Origin of the sequence: Kosakonia oryzendophytica (assembly GCF_900094925.1) — a bacterium.
Lineage (GTDB): Bacteria > Pseudomonadota > Gammaproteobacteria > Enterobacterales > Enterobacteriaceae > Kosakonia > Kosakonia oryzendophytica.
In genome coordinates, this window is sequence record NZ_FMAY01000009.1 from 47,899 (window position 1) to 63,171 (window position 15,273).

Annotated in this window: 16 protein-coding genes; 9 read left to right on the forward strand and 7 right to left on the reverse strand. The window is 50.0% G+C overall.

Annotated elements, in window-relative coordinates; genetic code table 11:
* Window positions 1-22: 22 nt before the first annotated feature.
* Complete coding sequence (yajD, locus tag GA0061071_RS15720; protein ID WP_061495470.1) at window positions 23-370, reverse strand: HNH nuclease YajD; 348 nt, start codon at window positions 368-370, stop codon at window positions 23-25.
* 344 nt (window positions 371-714) lie between these two features.
* On the opposite strand from yajD, the gene GA0061071_RS15725 reads away from it, so the two are divergent.
* Both GA0061071_RS15725 and umuC read left to right on the forward strand, forming a co-directional pair.
* On the forward strand, window positions 715-1,239 hold the full coding sequence (locus GA0061071_RS15725; protein ID WP_061495473.1) for a hypothetical protein: 525 nt from the start codon (window positions 715-717) through the stop codon (window positions 1,237-1,239).
* Between the two features lie 250 nt (window positions 1,240-1,489).
* Window positions 1,490-2,752, forward strand: coding sequence for a translesion error-prone DNA polymerase V subunit UmuC (gene umuC / locus GA0061071_RS15730; RefSeq protein WP_088237457.1), 1,263 nt, complete (start codon window positions 1,490-1,492; stop codon window positions 2,750-2,752).
* A gap of 365 nt (window positions 2,753-3,117) precedes the next feature.
* Here the strand turns inward: umuC and GA0061071_RS23635 are convergent, their stop codons facing one another.
* A complete protein-coding gene (locus GA0061071_RS23635) occupies window positions 3,118-3,345 on the reverse strand; it encodes a hypothetical protein (RefSeq protein ID WP_071890010.1) in 228 nt (75 codons plus the stop codon).
* Between the two features lie 209 nt (window positions 3,346-3,554).
* On the opposite strand from GA0061071_RS23635, the gene GA0061071_RS23640 reads away from it, so the two are divergent.
* Window positions 3,555-3,716 carry a YnfU family zinc-binding protein gene (locus tag GA0061071_RS23640; protein ID WP_245191436.1) on the forward strand — a complete coding sequence of 54 codons (162 nt, stop codon included), beginning with the start codon at window positions 3,555-3,557 and terminating at the stop codon, window positions 3,714-3,716.
* A gap of 336 nt (window positions 3,717-4,052) precedes the next feature.
* Here the strand turns inward: GA0061071_RS23640 and GA0061071_RS15740 are convergent, their stop codons facing one another.
* Window positions 4,053-4,271 carry a cold shock domain-containing protein gene (locus GA0061071_RS15740; RefSeq protein ID WP_088237458.1) on the reverse strand — a complete coding sequence of 73 codons (219 nt, stop codon included), beginning with the start codon at window positions 4,269-4,271 and terminating at the stop codon, window positions 4,053-4,055.
* Between the two features lie 278 nt (window positions 4,272-4,549).
* On the opposite strand from GA0061071_RS15740, the gene cspF reads away from it, so the two are divergent.
* Window positions 4,550-4,762 (forward strand): cold shock-like protein CspF, encoded by a 213-nt coding sequence (gene cspF, locus GA0061071_RS15745; RefSeq protein ID WP_071890012.1) that lies wholly within the window; start codon window positions 4,550-4,552, stop codon window positions 4,760-4,762.
* Between the two features lie 114 nt (window positions 4,763-4,876).
* Entirely contained in the window at window positions 4,877-5,065 is a 189-nt protein-coding gene (locus GA0061071_RS23645; RefSeq protein ID WP_071890014.1) for a YnfU family zinc-binding protein, read from the forward strand.
* Between the two features lie 199 nt (window positions 5,066-5,264).
* On the opposite strand, the gene GA0061071_RS15755 is transcribed toward GA0061071_RS23645, so the two are convergent.
* Window positions 5,265-8,372 carry a multidrug efflux RND transporter permease subunit gene (locus GA0061071_RS15755; RefSeq protein WP_088237459.1) on the reverse strand — a complete coding sequence of 1,036 codons (3,108 nt, stop codon included), beginning with the start codon at window positions 8,370-8,372 and terminating at the stop codon, window positions 5,265-5,267.
* Between the two features lie 917 nt (window positions 8,373-9,289).
* On the opposite strand from GA0061071_RS15755, the gene GA0061071_RS15765 reads away from it, so the two are divergent.
* Window positions 9,290-9,994, forward strand: a complete 705-nt coding sequence (locus tag GA0061071_RS15765; RefSeq protein ID WP_061495487.1) for a response regulator — start codon at window positions 9,290-9,292, stop codon at window positions 9,992-9,994.
* Window positions 9,991-11,064, forward strand: coding sequence for an ATP-binding protein (locus GA0061071_RS15770; protein WP_088237460.1), 1,074 nt, complete (start codon window positions 9,991-9,993; stop codon window positions 11,062-11,064). Before GA0061071_RS15765 ends, GA0061071_RS15770 begins: the two co-directional genes overlap by 4 nt.
* Before the next feature lie 22 nt (window positions 11,065-11,086).
* On the opposite strand, the gene GA0061071_RS15775 is transcribed toward GA0061071_RS15770, so the two are convergent.
* The 3 genes from GA0061071_RS15775 to GA0061071_RS15780 all read right to left on the reverse strand — a co-directional run bounded on the left by GA0061071_RS15775 (window position 11,087) and on the right by GA0061071_RS15780 (window position 13,216).
* Window positions 11,087-11,998 carry an ATP-grasp fold amidoligase family protein gene (locus tag GA0061071_RS15775; protein WP_088237461.1) on the reverse strand — a complete coding sequence of 304 codons (912 nt, stop codon included), beginning with the start codon at window positions 11,996-11,998 and terminating at the stop codon, window positions 11,087-11,089.
* Window positions 11,999-12,212: 214 nt separating this feature from the next.
* A complete protein-coding gene (locus GA0061071_RS23325) occupies window positions 12,213-12,392 on the reverse strand; it encodes a hypothetical protein (protein WP_139109668.1) in 180 nt (59 codons plus the stop codon).
* A gap of 35 nt (window positions 12,393-12,427) precedes the next feature.
* Window positions 12,428-13,216 (reverse strand): MipA/OmpV family protein, encoded by a 789-nt coding sequence (locus GA0061071_RS15780; RefSeq protein ID WP_088237462.1) that lies wholly within the window; start codon window positions 13,214-13,216, stop codon window positions 12,428-12,430.
* 126 nt (window positions 13,217-13,342) lie between these two features.
* Between GA0061071_RS15780 and GA0061071_RS15785 the strand changes: the two genes are divergently transcribed.
* Window positions 13,343-14,035 (forward strand): response regulator, encoded by a 693-nt coding sequence (locus GA0061071_RS15785; protein ID WP_061495500.1) that lies wholly within the window; start codon window positions 13,343-13,345, stop codon window positions 14,033-14,035.
* Window positions 14,032-15,228, forward strand: a complete 1,197-nt coding sequence (locus GA0061071_RS15790; RefSeq protein WP_088237463.1) for a sensor histidine kinase — start codon at window positions 14,032-14,034, stop codon at window positions 15,226-15,228. The genes GA0061071_RS15785 and GA0061071_RS15790 overlap by 4 nt, the downstream gene beginning before the upstream one ends.
* Window positions 15,229-15,273: the final 45 nt, after the last annotated feature.

A 15,273-nucleotide genomic window follows, 5' to 3' on the forward strand; every position in this document is an offset into this window, starting at 1 on the left:
CGACGCGAAATATTTACTGGCGCTATTTCTTCTTATTCAGCATCGATTTTAAATCGGCAAAGGGATTATAGGTCGCTGTCCCCACCTCTTTTTGCGCATCTTCCCCCGCCACAACGGTGGTACCGTACTGTTCGGCTTCAGTGTACTTCGCATGTTCGTGGTCATGGCAATACAGGCACAACAACTCCCAGTTACTGCCATCTTCCGGATTATTGGTATGGTCGTGATCGATATGGTGAACCGTTAATTCACGTAGATTTGAATAAACAAACTCCCGTGAGCAGCGCCCGCAGACCCATGGGTAGATTTTGAGTGCTTTTTCGCGGTAACCGCTTTCCAGCCGTGAATAGTTTTTGGGGATCAAAGCCATTGCTAATACCACCTGAGATAAAGAGCCATAGTGACAATATATCCCATCCAGGGGGCAGGGAGAGACAGTTTATCGTCGTACGCGTGATCCGGGCCCGAAATCCTGCTCCATTCAGTAACCGCATTCGGGTAGGCGAATATCTGTGTTGATCATGAAGATATCGGGCAGATCTATACCGGTTAATGCACCGCCATTATTCTCTCTGATGCGTGTTACCACCGAAACAGCAAAGACTCGTCATAACTACAAACAATAAATGGACGTTAATTCACCCGTTTTTCATCGCATCAGTGGGACATCGTTATCATTAGAATGAGGGAGCTTACTAACTGAAGGAGTAGAAAATGGCTATTCAAGGAATTGGAAGTACTGCCTCGCTATGGAACACCGTTAGCAGGAAAACAGAGCAGCAACAGGATTTCAAAAGTCTGATGACAAAAGCGACCGAAACCGTGAATGCTTCATCGGCAGACAAGGCGCAAGTGTCTATCAGCAGCAATGCCGCGACGCAATCGAGAACGGCAGTACAGGAAGATATTTTACGCTATGCACGGGCCGATGCTCAGGATGCGGAGAGACTTGCGCATGATATGGCGTATAGCCGCAGCGATATCTGCTATGACCTGAGTGAGTCGATCAAGACCAACAGGATGGAAGATATCAAACTCGCCTCAACGGGCGAAAAAGTGGGCGATGAGTACAAGCGTCAGTTTTACCAGAACGCTTTGCACATCGATGCACAGCGGATGCAGATCTACAATACTGAGAAGGCAAAAGGCACCGACCCGGTCATTATCCTGAGCAAAATGATTGATTTTACGAACTCGCAATCAAAGGACTACCTTGCCGCGACGGGATGGTTGGCATAATTTAAGACAGTGCCCCAAAGCCAGTCAGCTCGACTGGCTTTTTGTTATCACAGCCATTAATTAAATGCGTTAGCACCCGCGTCTGACTCTGGCCTCTCCAGGTGGCGTTGCCGTTAAGCGATGTTGGCAGCCGCTAAATTTCCTCACATTTCAATATGATCGCTCCGCTATCTTTTGATGTGCTTGATTTGTTCATACCACAGGATAATACTGTTTATATATACAGTGTTATTGTGAGTTAAACAGAGATATGTTCGCGCTTGTTGATGTAAACAACTTCTATGCCTCCTGCGAAACGGTTTTTCGGCCCGATCTTCGGGGAAAGCCCGTTGTTGTTGTGTCAAACAATGATGGATGCATCATTTCGCGCTCGGTAGAGGCAAAGGCGCTGGGCATCAACATGACGGCACCTTACTTTAAAATTAAAGACGAATTACATCGCAACCAGGTGACTGTTTTTAGTTCGAATTACGCACTGTATGGTGACCTCAGCAACCGCGTGATGATGACATTAGAAGAAATGGTGCCCGCGGTTGAACTTTATTCCATTGATGAAGCGTTTGTTGATGTGTCCGGTATCGCGAACTGTATGCCGCTTGAGACGTTTGGCCGCCAAATCCGTGAACGGGTATTAAAAAATACAGGGCTGACGGTGGGTGTCGGTATTGCACCCACAAAAACGCTCGCCAAGCTGGCCAACTTTGCGGCCAAAAATTGGCAACAGACAGGTGGTGTTGTCGATCTCTCATCCCGGAATCGGCAGCGTAAATTACTCGCGCTGGTGCCGGTGCATGAAGTCTGGGGAGTAGGGCGGCGTATCAGCAAAAAACTGGGATTGATGGGCATCGAAAATGCGCTGCAACTTGCCGACAGCTCGACATGGGTTATGCGTAAACACTTCAACGTGGTGCTGGAGCGCACCGTCCGTGAACTTCGTGGTGAATCCTGCCTGGCATTTGATGAATTCGCCCCCTCCAAACAGCAGATCATCTGTAGTCGTTCCTTTGGCCAGCGCATTACCGCGTACCGTGATATGCATCAGGCGGTGTGTGCTTATGCTGAACGCGCGGCCGAAAAGCTGAGAGCAGAAAGGCAGTTCTGCTGTGCAGTCAGTGTGTTTATGCGCACCAGTCCGCATGCTCAAAATGAAACGTTCTACGCCCCACAATCCAGCGGGCGGCTGACGGTTCCCTCTAACGATACCCGCGACATTGTTCGTGTTGCCACCCATGCGCTGCAGGCGATCTGGAAAGAGGGTTTTCGCTATATGAAAGCGGGAGTGATGTTGAGCGACTTTTTCAGTCAGGGCGTCGCGCAGCTCAATTTATTTGATGAATACCCACCCCGGCCCGATAGCCATGCGCTGATGCAGGTCATTGACCGTCTTAATCATTCTGGCCGGGGTACAGTATGGTTTGCCGGGCAGGGGATCCAGCAAAGCTGGGCGATGAAACGTGAAATGTTATCGCCCAGGTATACAACACACTATCCCGATTTCCCGATCGTCCGGTAGGGCTGCCTGTATCGAACCGCAGAAAGGGGCAACTCTTTATTTCATTCGCGGGGGGACACAGATTGAGAACGCAATGCTGAATAATACGATCATTTCGGTACGTTGTACCCGGGCGAGTCTCCCTTCAGGGTCACCATAAAAGGCAAAATAGCATGAAGGGGATTGGAGAAAATCGGCAATTGGTCAGCACATAAAGAATGATGTTCTCTTCTCAGGGTGAGTTCTTATAAAAATTTGAGTCTGTAATAAAAAAGCCTGCTGTTAGCAGGCAATAAAGGTTTTTTACGCATTTTTTTGTTTGTATCGGATGAATCAGGTAAGCAAGAGTGCGCAATGCAATGTGAGACAGAGAACTTAATGAAAGGCTATAAATATTTCCTGGCAGCATCAAGTATCTCCTGTGAAGTCAATTCCCTGTCAGAAGCCACGTAAACAACGCTATGATCACCGGTCAATGAAGGAAAGCCTGCAGACATAATCCGAAGATGTGTTTCTTCACCGTTTGGGTATTCCTGCCTGATAGAGGATATACCTTCCAGAACGGTCACGACCTTACAGGGTTCGACATTAAAAAAAACAAGGACTCTTATCATATGCCACCATGATTCTGTTAGTCTTTCCCATAATGTCACCGCTTCGGTACAGGGAATAATTTTTTGCAGTAAATTTTACGGGACGATGTGACAGGTAAAAAAGTCTTGCAATTTCCCTTTTTTACATTTTTGTAATTTTAAGGAAATTAAAACAAGCACCACTTGATTAAAAGGTGTATGGTGACTGTCCATTAAATCAGGAAATGCCTATGTCCGGACGTAAAAACACACAAGCCCGTCGTAATCACTTAGTCAAATGCCCATGCCCAAACTGTGCAAAAGAGTCTGAACATAGTTTCAGTCGAGTCCTGAAAGGGTCCCAACTTGTCTGTCCCTACTGCAGTACACTGTTCAAATCGACGCAACGATAAAAGCGCTGCATTTTCCAGGTGACAGGGGTTATGCATGTCAAAACCCTGTTCACGTAGTGATGCAAACTGGGAAATGCCAGTAAAGTAAAATCAAGGACGTGATGCTTTCGGAGGCTGCCAGGCCTCTTACGCACTTTATTATTTAACAAGCAGTTAGCTTCTGCTTTTAGACTTTTCATGCAGCAGACCTGCACTTCATCACATCGGTCAGCACACTCATATATGCGCAAAAATACGCTGACCTGATATTAAGAATAATCTCTATGTCGTTGCATTAATTTATGGACCTGTCTACTCAGGAATAATCCTTCATCGTTGTCGCAGATCCACAAAAATTTATTTATCGCAAAGTATTACATTTGCAGCTGCAGGGCCTTTATCACCACTGTGTATTGCGAATTCAACTTTCTGTCCTTCAAATAACGTCTTGAAGTTATCGCCGTTAAGTGCAGAAAAATGAACAAAGATATCTTTACTTCCATCGAGAGGAGAGATGAAGCCAAAACCTTTGTCTTCGTTAAACCACTTTACCAGGCCTTTAATTCTTGAGGACATACTGACTCCAGTTACCTATTAGTATTGATAGTAAACGTATAGTATTAAGCGTATGGACTCAAAAGAAGGGGATATCAGCGATAGCGCCTGGTAATGAGGACTGCACGGAAAATGTTTTACGTTCGTTTGTACATCGAACCGATGAGTTCATTAAGGCACGGGAAGTCATAATAAGCAAATTATATTTTAGCCATCCAGAGGTCCTGAAAAAAGTTAAAAGTGGCATTAAATTTATTTCAACGTATAGTGATTACGTGTTTTCAATAAAAGGAAATGACTTGTCCCGTAAAATGACAGGAATTGTCAAAAGTTTTGACAGTCTCAGTGGCAAAGGCCTCATCACCCCTTCAGATGGTCGAAAAGACGTTCTGCTTCATATTTCAGCCGTTAACGCCAGCGAATCAGAATTACTCATGCCAGGGGTCCGCATAGAATTTTGTCGGATCAACGGTCTCCGTGGTCCTGTGGCTGCGAACATCTATCTCTCCTGAAACGGTATCCTCTCTCCCTGTGGTATTTTTATAAAGAACGGGAGGATAAATTGAATGATTAAATTTCAATCAACCGTGTTACGGTGAAGCTCATTCATTGAAAGGTTAATCATCATGTCTCTCATCGATTACGCAATGAAATTCATTAGTGGTTCATCAAGATCCTCTATCATCTGTCCGGTTTGCGGCTTACGCTCATCTCAATCTCTCTCCAGAGTTCGCCGTAAACAGACAATGCTGTGTCCGGGGTGTAAGGCGCTGTTTGTCTCCCCCCTCATTTCTGAAACGGCTCAGCGACCATGAAACGGGTATGCTCAGCGACCATGAAACGGGTATCAAGCAAAACGGCTACGAGCTCAATGCTGCAAAAAAACGCGCATTATGCCCGCCGGAGAAGGGTGGCTGCTGGGATACTGCCACCCTGACTCGCTATTTCACTGCCTGTCAGGGAGTGACTCCGCTGACAGAAGGTAAAGCCTGGGTCTTACGTGAGTCCGTGCCTTCACATGCGTTTTCTCCGGCGGTTTATGGCGGCAACGCCGCGCATGACCACCACATAAAATACCGGCACAAAGACAATCGCCAGCAGTGTGCCGCTGATCATCCCGCCAAAGACGCCGGTGCCAATTGCGTGCTGGGTCTGCGAGCTTGCTCCGGTGGCCAGCATCAGCGGCGCTACGCCAAGGGTAAACGCCAGCGATGTCATCACTATGGGGCGTAAACGTAAGCGCGCAGCCATAATGGTCGCTTGATGAATACCCATCCCGCTGGCGTGAAGTTGCCGGGCGAACTCAACAATCAGGATGGCATTTTTAGTGGAAAGGCCGATCAGGGTGATAAGTCCCACGCGGAAAAAGACATCATTGGGCATTCCGGCGATATAAACCGCCGTCACGGCCCCCGCCAGGCCCAGTGGCACCACCAGCATCACCGATAAAGGGATGGCCCAGCTTTCATACAGCGCGGCGAGCACCATAAACACGGTGAGCACGGACAGCGCCATCAGCGTCGGCATCTGTAAGGCGGAGGCGCGTTCCTGCAAGGAGCTGCCGGTCCATTCCATCATAAAGCCCGCAGGCAGCGTAGCAGCCAGTTTCTCCATCTCGGCCATCGCCGCGCCGCTGGAGTAACCTGCGGCTGCACTGCCGCTTATTCTGACCGCAGGATAACCCTGATAGCGGTTGAGCTGTTGCGGTGATAGACCCCAGTGGGCTTTCACAAACGACGCCAGCGGCGTCATCTCACCGCTCTTGTTGCGAACGTACAGTTTCATCAGGTCCTGTATCTGCATACGGTAGGGCGCATCGGCCTGAACGATCACCTGCTGAACGCGCCCGTTGTCCGTGTAGTCATTCACATAATTTGAACCGCTCGCCGAAGAGAGGGTTTGGTTTATCTCCTCAAAGGAAACGCCCATCGCCTCAGCTTTTTCGCGATCCACATCCAGTGTGGCGCTGATGCCTTCCGGCAATCCGTCCAGATACACATCTTCAACAACGTGGCTGTTGGCGGCACGGCTAAGCAACTGTTCGAGTGCGGCTTGCAGCGCCGGGTAGCCGTGCCCGGCACGATCCTCAAGGTAAAATGTGAAACCGGATGAGGTGCCCAGATCGGAAATCGCGGGCGGCATAATACTCATCACCGTGGCTGCCGGATCGGCACTCATTGCCGCTTGCACCGCGTTTGCCTCTCCCTGCGCCGTTGCGCCATGTCGATTATCCCACCCGTTGAGCATGGTAAACGCCAGTGCCGTATTGGGCCCCGAACCGGAAAAACTGAAACCGAATATGGACAGGTTGCTCTGAATACTTTCCCGTCCGGCGACAAGCGACTCATAACGACGCATGACCTCCTGTGTACGTGCCTGGGTCGCATCGGAAGGAAGCTGCACGGAGGTGATAAAATACCCCTGATCCTCATCGGGAATAAACGAGGAAGGCAGCTCACGCAGCGCCAGAAAAAGGACGCCGCACAATACCGCATACAACGCCATCACGCGCCCTGAACGCGTTATCGTGCGGTCGAGAGCGGACGCATAGCGAAGGGAGAGCCGGTTGAAGTGGCGGTTAAACCATCCGGTAAACCCTTTTTCCCGCTCGCTCTGATGACTGACCGGCTTAAGCAGCGACGCGCACAATGCTGGCGTCAGGGTCAGGGCAAGAAAGGCCGAAAGCAGAATAGACACCGCCATCGACAGGGTAAACTGGCGGTAGATAACCCCCACCGAGCCACTGGCAAAACCCATCGGGATAAACACAGCGGTGAGCACCAGTGTGATGCCAATAACGGCCGGGGTGATTTCACGCATCGCCTGCTGTGTCGCTTCCCGTGGCGCAAGCCCTTTTTCTGCCATCAGTCGCTCGACGTTTTCGACCACCACGATGGCATCATCCACAATAACGCCGATAGCCAGCACCATGCCGAACATAGTGAGAACGTTGATGGAGAAGCCGCTGAGCAGCATCACCGTAAACGTTCCCAGCAACGCAACCGGTGCCACAATGGCGGGAATAAAGGTATAGCGCAGATTCTGCAGAAACAGCAGCATCACCAGAAACACCAACACCATGGCCTCAAAAAAGGTATGAACCACTTTTTCAATCGACAGTTTTACAAAAGGCGCGGTGTCAAAAGGCACGGAGAACTGCATCCCTTCAGGGAGCACGGCGGATAAGGTTTCAAGACGATCCCGGATACCGGCCGCCGTGTTAACGGCATTGGCACCTGTCGCCAGTTGGATGGCGGCGGCCGTTGCCGGATGACCATTTTCCCGGATGGCGAAGGCATAGCTTTGTAAGCCGCGTTCAATACGCGCAACGTCGCCGAGTCGGACGCGTGACCCGTCGGTATTGGCCCGCAGCGTGATGTTCTGGAAAGCCTCAACGGAGGTGAGCTGACCGCGAACTCTCAATGGGTAAGTCACCTGCTGACCGGGCAGGGCGGGTTCGCTGCCCACGCTTCCTGGCGCTATCTGAACGTTTTGCTGATTTAACGCCAATGTGATGTCGTTGAAGGAGAGGCGATAATTGAAAAGTTTGACCGGATCGACCCAGATACGCATCGCCTTTTCAGCGCCGAAAAGTTGCACTTTTCCGACACCGGGAACCCGACGCAACTCCTCCAGTACGTTACGGGCGAAATAGTCACTGAGATCGGCCTCCTGATACGCCCCGGAAGGCGATTTCAGGCCCACCATCATCAGGAACCCCGGGTTAGCAGCCTCAGTGCTGATGCCATTTTGGCGCACGGCTTGCGGCAGACGTGGCTCAACGGCTTTTATCTGGTTCTGTACATCCATTTGCGCCAGTTTAATGTCAGTGCCGGGTTTAAACGTCACCGTGATGGATGCCATCCCGGACACATCGGTGGTTGACTCAAAATAGAGCAGATGATCCACCCCCGAAATTTCACGTTCGAGCAGGGATATCACCGAATCATTCATGGTTTGCGGCGTAGCACCCGGATAGCTGACAGAAATAATGATGCTGGGCGGGGCTACCGAGGGATATTGCGCCACGGGTAATTGAGGAATAGCCAGAATACCGCCGAGAGTAATGAAAAGCGCAATTACCCAGGCGAAAATCGGGCGTTTAATAAAGAAGTCAGACATTAATAGATATCCAATCCAACACGTAAATAACGTCTCATCATCCAGGTTGATTCAACACGCAGGTCAGCGTACATATAACCTGAAAACAAAATATAATGGCGTTACGCCTAAAAAAACGACGATAAAACATTCATAATAAAATATAAAATCGCAGGTCGTCGGGTATGAACATATCAGTATGTTGAAAAGAATAATCAGGTAAATAAAAAACAGACTTAATACCACTATAATGGTACATAACTCGCGAAAGATACCCTCTTTTCTTTGTAGCAAAATTAATGCGCAGGTCAGCAAAATGCCCACGTAGGCTAAAGGTGACGCCAGCATTGTCCATTTAACCCTCTCGCCAATGGAGTGCATCAAAATCAGCCAGCCATAAAGCATTGACCAGGTACCTGCCAGGAAAAAAAACAGCGACATGATCTTTTCAGAAAAAAGGAGTGATGCTGTTAAAATTTTCGCCACTGTCATTACATCCAAATAGCATTGCGATGAAAGCGTATTATCGTACGGCTGTATGTAACGATAATTGATTGAGTATGGAGGAAGTGTGGAGTGCCATTCTGAACCTGCATTTTTCTCAAAGAGAGCAAAAGCTGTTGTCTTTATGAACCGACAATGCTGAATCACCTGTTTGATGGTCAGTTCATTTTTTTTAGCATCGCGAAGAAACTTTTTAGTTAAAAAAAAGTCTCATGCAAATTATAACGATTTTAACCCGGTTAATCCTGTCGGATTACGTTCGAAAGTGAGTTGAAAATGAACAGCGATTTATCGATGCAGCGCTGGTGAAGATTATCTGCAATCACAACGTTTACGCATCTGAAGCCCTTAAAAATGATGAGAAAAAAGAATTTTTATTTTTGGCGAACACACTTTAAAACCCATAACGCGGATTGGTACGAGACGGAGGTTATATGAACCATGAGAAAATTATTCTGGTCGCAGAAGATGATGATGAAATCGCTGATATTTTAGTGAGTTATATTCATCGGGCAGGGATGAAAACGGTTCGTGTCGCCGACGGGGAACAGGCGCTGGAACAGTTTCGATTACGCAAACCCGATCTGGTGTTGCTGGACATTCAACTCCCGCTGGTCGATGGCTGGCGTGTCCTGTCGACGTTACGCAGGGCAAGCAACATCCCGGTGATTATGGTCACCGCGCTCGATCAGGATGTGGATAAATTGATGGGGTTAAGGCTGGGAGCCGATGATTATGTGGTGAAACCATTTAATCCCTCTGAAGTGGTCGCCCGGATAGAAGCCGTGCTGCGGCGCGTCAACGTCAGCGCGGAGAACAGTTACCAAAAGCCGATCCGCACCCCTCACTTAACGATTTATCCGGAAGATTTTTATGTGGAAATTACCACCGAAGGGGGAGTGGTCACGCCGGATCTGACGACAACAGAATTCAAGCTACTGACCTGTATGGCCAGAAATCCGAGAAAAGTCTTCTCGCGTGACGAATTGTTAAGCTCCTGCCTGCCGGAAGGCGATGCGCTTGACCGTACCGTTGACAGCCACATCAGTAAGCTACGCAAAAAGCTGGAAAACTGCGGATTAAAAGGGACGCCAGAAAGCATCCGCGGTATCGGTTATCGACTGGGTGAAAACAAATGAATAAAGATCAGGCTCTCAGCCGACAGATCCTGCTGTTTATGATCTCCCTGACGCTTATCGTGATAGCGATAACGATCATGGGATCCTATTTTTTCTACGCCTTTATTATTGATTATATTCCGGGCGGCACGCTCGTCGGAGATGAAGACAGCGTGACATACATTGACTGGATCTGGCTTTTCGTCGCGTCAGCCAGCAGTTTAATTGTCTCTTTTTTCTTCACCATCAGGCTATCAGCGAAAATACTCAATCCATTAAGTTCCGTTGCAACCAGCCTGCGGCGCATTGCTCAGGGCGATCTGGGGGCGAGGGCATTTTGCGCCTACTCACATTTGGGCGAGCTTAACAATTTAGTCAATGACTTCAATGAAATGGCAGAAAAGTTACAAGCGCTTGATAGCCAGCGAAAATCCTGGAATGCTGCAATTGCGCACGAATTCCGTACTCCGGTCACCGTGTTAAGAGGACGGCTGCAAGGGCTGGTTGATGGCGTCTTTGAACCCAGTCCAACCTTATTCAATAACTTATTAAAACAAACGGAAGGGCTGACAAACCTGATCGACGATCTGCGGATTGTCGGTTCGTCCGGCACCACCGATTTTTCGCTGAAATTAACCGATGTTGAACTGCAAGATACCATTCAGAATGCCATCGATGCGTTTTCGCTTGAGTTCACACGCAATGAATTTCAAATCATCACGCAACTTCAGGCGCATCACGTCGTTTGCGACCCGTTACGCATCATTCAGTGTCTTACCGTGCTTTTCGATAACGCCATAAAATATGCCACCCCCAAAATCATCGTTATCAGAAATGGCGTTACTGAAGGATCGTCTTATATTCAGATAGAAGATTATGGCCCGGGTATTCCTGAGGATTTCCATCGGTTTTTGTTTCAGCCTTTTCAGCGAGGCTCGCGTGCGCGAAATGTGAACCCAAAAGGGTGCGGGCTAGGGTTGTCGGTGGTAAAAGCCATCATGAATGCACATGGCGGCGATGTAAGCTATACCTTGCTCAATAACCATCACTCCGTGTTTACACTCTCGTGGCCAGCCAGCAAAACGGGTTAAGGACTCCACGCCAACAGGCTCATCAGAGCCTGTTGTCTATTCCCGCTAATTGCCACATGTCACCCAGTTTTATATCCCACTCGGCAGGCGTGATTTGGAGTTTTCCCCGGCGTGGACTTAAGGTGATTTCGCTAAAAACGACAGCATCGTGTCGTAACATCAGATCCACGCGGCAATAATCAATGTCACGCGCCACATCCTGAGCCGCATCCAGCGCTTCGTAGAGTAATGGTGGCGTGGAAACCGCGTAAGGCGTGTTGGGATACTCCATCTGAAATGGCTGCAGTTGCCATGCCCGATCGTAAACGTTGATATATTCTTTTCCTGAACTGTCTGTTATATCGGCCTCAATGAGACTGGCAATACCATGAAAGCAATGTATGCGTAACATTTCTGGCGTGGTGTCTTTTATGCGATCAGTAAAAAGATCAATATATGTTTCACATAATATTACCGGTGTGATGTTTTTATACTGCCATTCGCGTGTGCTGTAATACATATTTTTCTTCATGGCTAATTTCAGTTTGGCCAACGCACGAGGTTTATCAAACGTGGCTTTATCCGTACATATCACCACGCTGCCACTGTCATGATTGCATTTCAGCACGAATTTCTCGGGTAACTGGCTAAAATCGATCTCCTCTACACGGGTATAAATACCCAGCAGCGGTGCGAGGGTTAATTTATTCGTCTTGTTTTGGATATACTCTCTGACGGCCAGTTTGTCCGCCAGTCGTGTATAAAGTGGATTGCGATCAAAAAGTAACCGATGACAAATTTTCTCACTTAACGCCCTCGGATGCATTAAGTCAGGCTTCCTGTTTATTACGCGTTGCAATCTGCTGATATGGAATGTTTCATCGTTCACAATCCACGCTCTCAATCTTTTTCCAAGGTACTCTGCATAGTTGCATACATATTTTAATCTGTTCATTGTTCCTCCTGAGAACGCTGAACAGTATGCAGAGGGTTTATTATCCTGTTTTGTAGGGAGTATGGAGCCAATATGTATTGGTTACCATGAAGCCATTTTTTGCGGGGAAAGTATGGCACCGCTTTCCCTGTGAATATACCACTCCACTTTTTTCGTTTATTTTTACCGAATGAGTGGCAGGGTGCGAACGATCCCCATCATTACCTGCATACAATCACGATGCGTAGATGACAGGGCGACGGCCAACCCGCACCTGTTGCGTCGGTGAAATACCGGTGTAGCGCTGGCGGTGATAAAAAAACCGACACTGGCTGGCTACGGCAATAACACAACGTAAAAATACCAGGCGCTCAGATAAGTCACCGCGCTTAATCCCCAGATAATCCCTACCCACTGATAATCCTCTTTGTTCACGGACTGGTGCTCCTGTCAGAAGGTGTAAGTGAAGGCGGCGACAGTGGAACCTTCGTTGCGCCGCAGCACGATTGGGCTGTCTGCGGCTGCGCTATCCAGCCAGTGATACCCGGCACTGAACGTGGTGCCCCAATGCGCATCAAACTGGTGACTCCAGATAAGGCGAGTCTCAATGCCGTACATTCCGCCTTTCGCCGAATAACGGCTATACCCCGAAGCGAGGCTTTGCTGCCGGTTCACGCCATAAAATATGTTCATGTAGCGACTGTCGCCAAACAGCATGGCGGACTGAATAGCGACAGTATCGTAGGCGCTCTGCACAGGTAAAAGTGTTACCGAAGTCTGGTATTGCACACCCTGGCTGTCGGTCAGCGGCAATGTGGCTTTGCCTTCTACCGTCAGCCAGGGCGTTACCGACCAGCCAACAGCCAGCGCGGTATTGAGGACAGCGTCAATCGTACCCATCCCTTTTAAGTTGTCTGCACCGTCCCGCCAGGCAGAGCGGCTGTCCGCCCGCCCGAGGTTGTAACCCAGCGTGTGTTCGAGATAGAGGCCATCTGCTGTTTGCAGGTCGTAGCCCACCCCTTTTTCCGTATCCAGAAAAAAGGCCCCCTTGCGCGCCTGGATCACGGGAACAATCTGCAATGCGTATTTGTCTGAACCGCTGTATTGTGGCGCATATTGCCCACCCAGTCCCAGCGTAAACGTATCCTGTGGCACAGTGGCATCACTGGCGTATGCGCCCGACATAAAGGCGGGGAGGAGTGAGCCGATCATGTACAGCGCATTTTTTCTCATTATCATCATGGCATCCCGGTGGTGAGGAGATAATACGGCTGACCAAAGGTCACCGTAGGATGGTGCAGAAGTATGGTCGCGACGTATCAATGAACGGTCGGGAAATTGTTAAGAAACGGTCAAGGTGGGCAGATGTTATCCAGAAGAGTGCTTGTGATTGAAGACGATGCGGATGCCGCCAGCGTGCTGGAAGCTTATCTGCGTCGTGAAAACTACGAGGTGTCCATTGTGGGCGATGGCTTATCCGGGCTTGAGATGGCGCAGCGCTGGAAGCCGGATCTGATCCTGCTGGATGTGATGTTGCCTGGCCTGAATGGCACCGAAGTGCTGGCGGCGCTGCGGCGTAAAAGCGATGTGCCCGTCATTATGGTGACCGCCATGGGGGATACGCCGGATCGCATCGGTGCGCTGCGCTACGGCGCGGATGATTATGTTGTTAAACCTTACCACCCTGGCGAAGTGGTGGCGCGGGTACAGGCGGTGCTGCGCCGCAGTCGACAGGCGGAAACGCGGGATGACGTGCTGCGCTGGCATACCCTGGAAGTGGACAGGGTCGCCATTACCGCCACGGTGACGCAGGGGGATAACATTCGGGTACTGGATCTGACGCCGACCGAATTCTCCTTGTTGTCGACGCTGATGGGCAACCCGACCCGGCCGTTTTCCCGCCAACATTTACTGGAACACTGTCTGCCGGAGAGCGAAGCGCTGGAGCGGGTGGTGGATACGCACGTTTACAACCTGCGCAAAAAACTGGAGAACGCAGGCATTACCGGCGTGTTAGCCAACGTTCGCGGCATTGGTTACAGGTTTCGCCAGCTATGAATAATTCCACATATCAATCTCTCTGGCGCTGGATCTGCGGGCGCATTCTGGCGCTGGCGATTGGCACTGTGATCCTTATCGCCCTGTGTATGTGGTTACGCTTTGCCATTGGCAACTACTGGATCCTGCATAAGATGCCCGCGGCATTGCGCGAAGAATTCCTTGTACTGATGGAGGATCCGCAGATAAACCCGGCGCGTTTCCACGATATTGTGGACAGCTGGTGGGGACTCAGCTACTCCACACCGTCCATCGCTTCTGCCGACTGGTTGATGGTTGGGGTGCTGGTGTTGGTGATGATCCCCTTTATTGTCTTTATGGGGCTAAAATATGCCCGCCCATTGTCCATTCAGTTTAGCCGTCTGCGGGATGCCGCCGAAGAGGTGACGCAGGGGGAGTTTGGTCGCCAGGCCGAGCTGGTCAAGGATGCGCCTGCGGAAATGATCCGTTTTGCCAGCGATTTCAACGTGATGACACGGCAACTGGCGCGTTATGACCGGGAATTGCGCGCGTCGCACGTGGCGATGGCCCATGAAATTCGCTCGCCGTTGACCGCCGCCATCGGCCGCTTACAGGGGATGCTTGATGGTGTTTTTGAACCCACGCCCCAGCAACTGGGGATGGTGATGAAGCAACTGCAACATCTCAGTCGTCTGACTGACGAACTGCATTTACTGTCGCTGGCAGACGCGGGACAACTGACACTCAACCGACAGGTTTTCTCTCTGGATGAGCTGTTGCGTGAGCAGGCAGCCTGGTTGAAACCGCAGGCCGACGACGCCGGGATCGGCGTTTCCATTGAGGGCGCACAACCCTGTCCTTATTACGGTGATGCGTTTCGCCTGGGGCAGGTTTTTACCATCCTGATGGAAAATGCGCTGCGCTACGGGCAACGGGGTGGGCGTCTCTCCATTCACCTACACCGCCAGCAGCAGGATTACCGGATTGATTTTTGCGATAACGGACCCGGCGTGGAGGCCGATTTTCTACCGGTGATGTTTGATCGCTTTACGCGGGCGGAAACCTCCCGCGCACGGCATTCGGGCGGCAGCGGGCTGGGGTTATCCATTGCCCGTGCGATATGCCTGGCGCATGGCGGGAGCATCAGCGCATCGTTACCCGCATCTGGCGGGTTGCAAATCAGCGTCATCCTCCCGGCGGCGTCGGCGCAGGAAGGAAAATCGTCGTCTTGATAAACTCTTGACGAAACATGCAGTGAATCTCGATTTAACTGGCAT